Origin of the sequence: Micrococcus sp. HMSC31B01 (assembly GCF_001816085.1) — a bacterium.
Taxonomy (GTDB): domain Bacteria; phylum Actinomycetota; class Actinomycetes; order Actinomycetales; family Micrococcaceae; genus Micrococcus; species Micrococcus luteus.
Window position 1 is genome coordinate 1 of sequence record NZ_KV825300.1, and the last position, 5,353, is coordinate 5,353.

Sequence of the window (5,353 nt, forward strand, 5' to 3'; positions counted from 1 at the left end):
GACCGGCGCCCGAGGGCCCCGTCCGAGCCGCGTGGCGGCGCAGCCCGAGCCGGAGGCGGCCGTCCGCCGGGGCACGTGGGCGTCCGTGCTCATCACGGTGGGCTCCTGGGGCGTGGGGTGGCTGCCGATGACGCCCGACTCGGTGTTCTCCGGCACCACCCTGCTCAACCCGCTGCGGGTCTACCTTCCCGGCGTGCTGCTCAGCACCGTGCTGCTGGCCGCCGGCTCGCTGCTCCTCGTCCGATCCTGGCTCGAGCTGGGCCGCGCGCTGCGGGGCCGCTGGGAGGAGCACGGCCGGCTGGTGGCCCACGCCGCCTGGTGGTGGTCCGCCCCGCTGATGCTCGCGCTGCCGATCTTCTCCCGCGATGTGTTCTCCTACCTCCAGCAGGGCCGGCTCCTCGCGTCGGGTCTCGACCCGTACTCCCAGGGCGTGTCCGCCCTGCCCGGCTGGTTCATGCAGGGGGCGGACTCCATCTGGGCCGAGTCCCCGTCCCCCTACGGGCCGCTGTTCCTGCTGTTCGCCGAGACGACGTGGCGGGCCACGGGCGGCAGCATCGAACTGTCCGTCACGGCGTTCCGCCTCCTCGCCCTGGCGGGCCTGGCACTGTGCCTGTGGGCGGTGCCGCGGCTGGCCGCCGTCGCGGGCCGGTGCGGGCCGTGGGCCACGTGGGTGGCCGTGGCGAACCCGTTGTTCCTGCTCTACATGATCGCCGGCGCGCACAATGACGCGCTGATGTCGGGGCTGATGCTCGCGGGCATCCTGCTCATGGTCCGCCCGCCCCGCCGCCGCGTGCATGCGCTGTGGGGGATCGTGCTGATCGCCCTGTCCGTCGCGATCAAGCCCCTGACAGCTTTGGTGCTGCCCTTCGTGGCCCTGCTCCTGCCCACCGGCTGGGCCCGGTTCCGCGCGGCCGATCCGCGCCTGCGCCGGCGGGACCGGCTCGGCCCGTGGTTCACGACGGCGGTGATCTCCCTGGCCGTCCTCACGATCCTCGGCGCCGGCTCCGGCCTCTGGTTCGGCTGGGTGCCGGCCATGCTCACGAGCGGGGACGCGGCGTTCCCGTACGCTCCCGTGGGCCTGCTCGGCCTGCTGCTCGGCGCGGTCGTCGAAGCCGTGACGCCCCTGGGGGCGCGCGACGTGGCCGCGGCCTTCTACACCGTGATGACGGTGGCGGCCCTCGGCTTCACGGCGTGGCTGGCCCTGCGCCGCCGCCCCCTGGACCCGGTGTTCAGCGCGGCGGCCGTGCTCGTGGTGGCCGTCGCCACCGCCCCGATCATCCAGCCGTGGTACCTGCTCTGGGTCCTGCCGCTGCTGGCGTGCGCCCTCCGCCCGCTGCCGTGGGGCGCCGACCATCCCCGCTGGCTCGGGTGGGTCACCGCGCTCGCGGTGCTGCTGCTCACCGGCGTCGGCGTGGTGGACCAGCTCTCGGTGGCACAGTGGCTGCCGGTCCTGGCCGTCCGCGTGTTCACCCTCGTCCTGATGCTCGCGGGGATCGGATGGATCATCCACCGCGATCCCGTCACCGCGCCCCTGTTCCCCGGGCGGCGGCGTCCTCCCCTGGAGGTGGTCGAGCCGCGGGCCGAGGCGGCGTCGTCGACGCCTCCGGAGGCGGGCGTGCCGCCGGACGCACCGCCCGACGGGCCGCCGTCGACCGCCTCGCACTCCGCCTCCTCGTCCACCCGCATCCCCCAGGAGAGACCGTGACCTCCCACCCCCGCAGTCCCGCCCCGACCCGCCCGAGCGCCCGCTGGGTCGGCCTGCTCGTCGGCCTGACCGTGGTGGCTGCCGCCGTCGGCGTGCTGACCAAGCAGTGGTGCCGCGTGAACGGCTGGGCGGCCCCCGGCGTGCACGCGCACATGTGCTATTCGGACTTCGCCCAGCTGTTCCCCACGCGTGGCCTCTCCGACGGCCACTTCCCCTTCTACACGCCGCTGCCGCCCGAGCAGTGGATGGAGTACCCGGCGTTGCTGGCCGTGGTCGCGGGTGTGACCATGTGGTTCGTGCCCGTCTCCGGCGACCTGCACGAGCGCACCGTGACCTACTTCGACGTGAACGCGATCGGCGTGGTGCTGTGCTGGATCGTGCTGGTCGTCGCGACCGCGTACACCGCCCGCGGTCGCTCCCGGGACGCCTTCCTCGTGGCCCTGGCCCCGGGGATCATCCTCACCTCGATGCTCAACTGGGACCTGTGGGCCGTGATGCTGGCCGCCCTGGCCCTGTGGGCGTGGACGGCGGGCCGTCCGACCCTCGCCGGCATGCTCATCGGACTCGGCACCGCCACGAAGCTGTACCCACTGTTCTTCTTCGGCGCGATCTTCGTGCTGGCGCTGCGCACGGGCCGCTGGGCCGGGTTCGTGAAGGCGGCCGTGGCCGGGGCGGCGGCCTGGCTCGCCGTGAACCTCCCGTTCATGCTGACGGCGTTCGACCAGTGGTCCCGCTTCTACACGTTCTCGGGGGACCGCGCGGTCTCCTTCTCCTCGACCTGGCTGGCGCTGGCCTGGACAGGATGGTCCGGGGAGACGTTCACGACGCTCCAGAACGGCCTGTTCCTGGTGTGCTGCGCGGGGATCGCCTACCTCGCCCTCGCGGCGCGGCACCGTCCGCGCATGGCCCAGCTGTGCTTCCTGATCGTGGCGTCCTTCATCCTGTGGGGGAAGGTGTACTCGCCGCAGTTCGTGATGTGGCTGATCCCGCTCGTGGTCCTCGCGACGCCGCGGTGGCGCGCGTTCTGGATCTGGCAGGCCGTGGAGGTCTACCACTGGGGCGGGGTGTGGATGGAGTCGGCCCGCATCACCTCGGACGGGGCGTTCGCCGGCGGCGCCTGGTGGATCACCGCCTGGTACGCCTCGGGGATCGTGGCGCACATCGTCGCCCTCGTGTGGCTCATGACCACGGTGGTCAAGGACGTCCTGGACCCCGCCCGTGACCCGGTGCGCCGCACCGCCCTCGACCAGGGCGCCCCCGAGATCGCCCCGGGGGTGGCGGAGGACCCACACGCCGGCGTCTTCACCGGTGCACCTGACCGACTGCTCCTGCCCCCGGCCGGACGCGGCCTGCAGCCGCTCGGCGGGTCCGCGGACCGCTGACGGCGGGGCGGGTCCGCCGACGCCGTGGGGCGCGGCTCAGCGGTGTTCGAGGTACGTCGTGCAGGTGGGCGAGACCGCGCGGTCCGGGTGGTGCAGGACGACGACGTCGCCCGCGGACCAGACCCGCTCGAAGCCGAGCCGCTCGGCGCGGGCCAGTGCCTGCTCCGGGGTGAGGGGGTCCCAGCCGCCGAGCTCGGGCACCGAGGTGTCCACGATCATCCACGTGGCCAGTTCGTCTCCGATGTCCCCGTGCAGCCCGACGTGGGTGCGGGCCGTCAGGTGCGGCACGGCGTTGTCGGCGGCCTCGACGCACACCCCGTCCGGGATCAGCGCGACCGCGTGGTCGAGGTCGCGGGCGTGCTGCGTCATCGTCATGTCGCCGACGATCGTGCGGTGCAGCGGGTACACCTGCGGGAAGAACGCGGTGCCGATCAGACCGGCGGCCAGCGCCGTGGAGACGAGGACGGCGGGCAGCCGGCGCAGCGTGTCCCGGCGTCCGGCCAGCCGGTGGGCCGCCTCGAGCGCGGCCATGAGCAGCAGCGGGGCGAGGATCGCGTCGTACTGGTACACGGGGGCCCACACGTTGAGGCGGTCGTTGAACAGCCGCGAGAGCAGGATCGGCAGGGCCATCAGCGTGAGCGGGCTCAGGACCGGCAGGAACAGCAGCGGGACGAAGTGCAGGAGCCAGAGGGCCACCTTCAGCGGGTGGTCGAACAGCACCGCGACGGCGTTCCACGGTTGGGTCAGCAGGAACAGGACCGAACTGCGCATGTCCGGGCCCAGGGCGGTGAACTGCCAGTAGCCGAACGCCCCGGTGGGGGAGTAGTGGGGGATCACCACGGACGTGGCGAACCAGTAGCCGAGCACACCCAGCACGGCGGTGACCGCGGCCTGCGGCCAGAAGCGCCGGATCGCCATCACCAGGGCCACGGCCAGCAGGGTCACGCCCATGTCCTCTCGGACCGTGAGCAGCAGCGCCGCCAGGCCGGTGGCGAGCCACGCCCGCTGCCCGTCCAGGGCCCACACGAGCCAGGCGAGGATCGGCACGCCGAGGGTGACCTCGTGGAAGTCCCAGTTCACCATCGCCTGGAAGGGCCAGGAGAGCAGCAGGGCGGCGACGGCGGCCAGGGCCACCCCGTGTCCCGTGCGACGACGGGCGAACAGGTACACCGGCACGGCGGACGCGGCGAGGGCCAGCGCCATGACCACGCCGAGCATGCGGGGGTCCGGCCACACCCAGTAGAAGGGGGCCAGCAGCGCGAGGATCGGGTGGAAGTGATCGCCGAGGATGTGGAAGTCCACGCCCTTGACGGAGCTGAGGGGGGCGTTGAACAGCGCGTACTGCCGCACCACCTGGTCGAAGATGCCCAGGTCGTAGCCCTTGGCCTCGTAGGTGGCGTACCGCAGGAAGGAGTGCGTCACGTACAGGGCCGCGGCCGCGACGAGCAGGGCGGCCAGCTGGACGCCCTCGCGACGGGTCACACGGACCTCGGGGACGGCGGGTCGCGGGGCGCGGAGCCAGGAGCGCAGACGGTCCAGGACGGTCTCCTTCGGGCGGTCGTCGGGCGTGCTCGGACGGCTCCGCCCCTGGTCTGGGTGCCCCAGGAGGGATTCGAACCCCCGACCGGCGGATTAGAAGGCCGCTGCTCTGTCCAGCTGAGCTACTGGGGCTGGGCCGTGTCAGTCTAACGGCCGCCGGCCGCGGCGCCGTCGGCTCCTGCACAGTCGCCCGGGGACCTCCGCGCGTCCCCAGACCGGCCCCGATCCTGCCGGGGTGCCCCGCGGTGGGGTTGTCTGGCCATGGCGGATCAGCCGATGCGCCGACGACCCGCCCCGGCGCCCACCGGGGCCCAGCCCAGGAGGCACACCATGCAGGACCTCATCACCGTGCGCGGCTTCGTGGCCACGGACCCCGCCACCCGCCACACCGCATCGGGGGCCGCCGTGACCGGCTTCCGCCTGGCCACCACCGAGCGGCGCTTCGACCGCGAGACCGCCGAGTGGGTGGACGCCCACACCAACTGGTACAGCATCTCGGCGTTCGGCCAGCTCGGCTCGAACACCGCCCAGTCCGTGAAGAAGGGCAACCCCGTGATCGTCACCGGTCGACTCCGGGTCCGCGACTGGTCCTCGGGCGATCGCTCCGGCACGTCCGTGGACGTGGTGGCGGACGCCGTCGGGCTGGACCTGGGCTTCGGCTCGGCGGCGTTCCAGCGCAGCCAGCGCGCGGCCGTGCCGCGCCCCGAGTCGGCCCCGCGCGACGACG

4 protein-coding genes and 1 tRNA gene are annotated in these 5,353 nt (G+C 73.3%); 3 read left to right on the forward strand and 2 right to left on the reverse strand.

The annotated features are described in order from the left end of the window. On the forward strand, positions 1 to 1,705 hold a 1,705-nt coding region (mptB, locus tag HMPREF3105_RS09880; RefSeq protein WP_070709474.1), incomplete at its 5' end, for a polyprenol phosphomannose-dependent alpha 1,6 mannosyltransferase MptB. After that, positions 1,702 to 3,087, forward strand: a complete 1,386-nt coding sequence (locus tag HMPREF3105_RS09885) for a glycosyltransferase family 87 protein (protein WP_070709469.1) — start codon at positions 1,702 to 1,704, stop codon at positions 3,085 to 3,087. The genes mptB and HMPREF3105_RS09885, both read left to right, overlap by 4 nt. A 36-nt stretch (positions 3,088 to 3,123) precedes the next feature. Here HMPREF3105_RS09885 and HMPREF3105_RS09890 read toward each other — a convergent pair whose 3' ends face one another. Beyond that, positions 3,124 to 4,569 (reverse strand): DUF2079 domain-containing protein, encoded by a 1,446-nt coding sequence (locus HMPREF3105_RS09890; RefSeq protein WP_060974243.1) that lies wholly within the window; start codon positions 4,567 to 4,569, stop codon positions 3,124 to 3,126. A 115-nt stretch (positions 4,570 to 4,684) separates the two neighbouring features. Further along, positions 4,685 to 4,758 (reverse strand) — tRNA-Arg (locus HMPREF3105_RS09895). A 198-nt stretch (positions 4,759 to 4,956) separates the two neighbouring features. On the opposite strand from HMPREF3105_RS09895, the gene HMPREF3105_RS09900 reads away from it, so the two are divergent. Further along, positions 4,957 to 5,353, forward strand: a 397-nt coding sequence (locus HMPREF3105_RS09900; RefSeq protein ID WP_070709471.1) for a single-stranded DNA-binding protein, incomplete at its 3' end; no start/stop codon positions are given.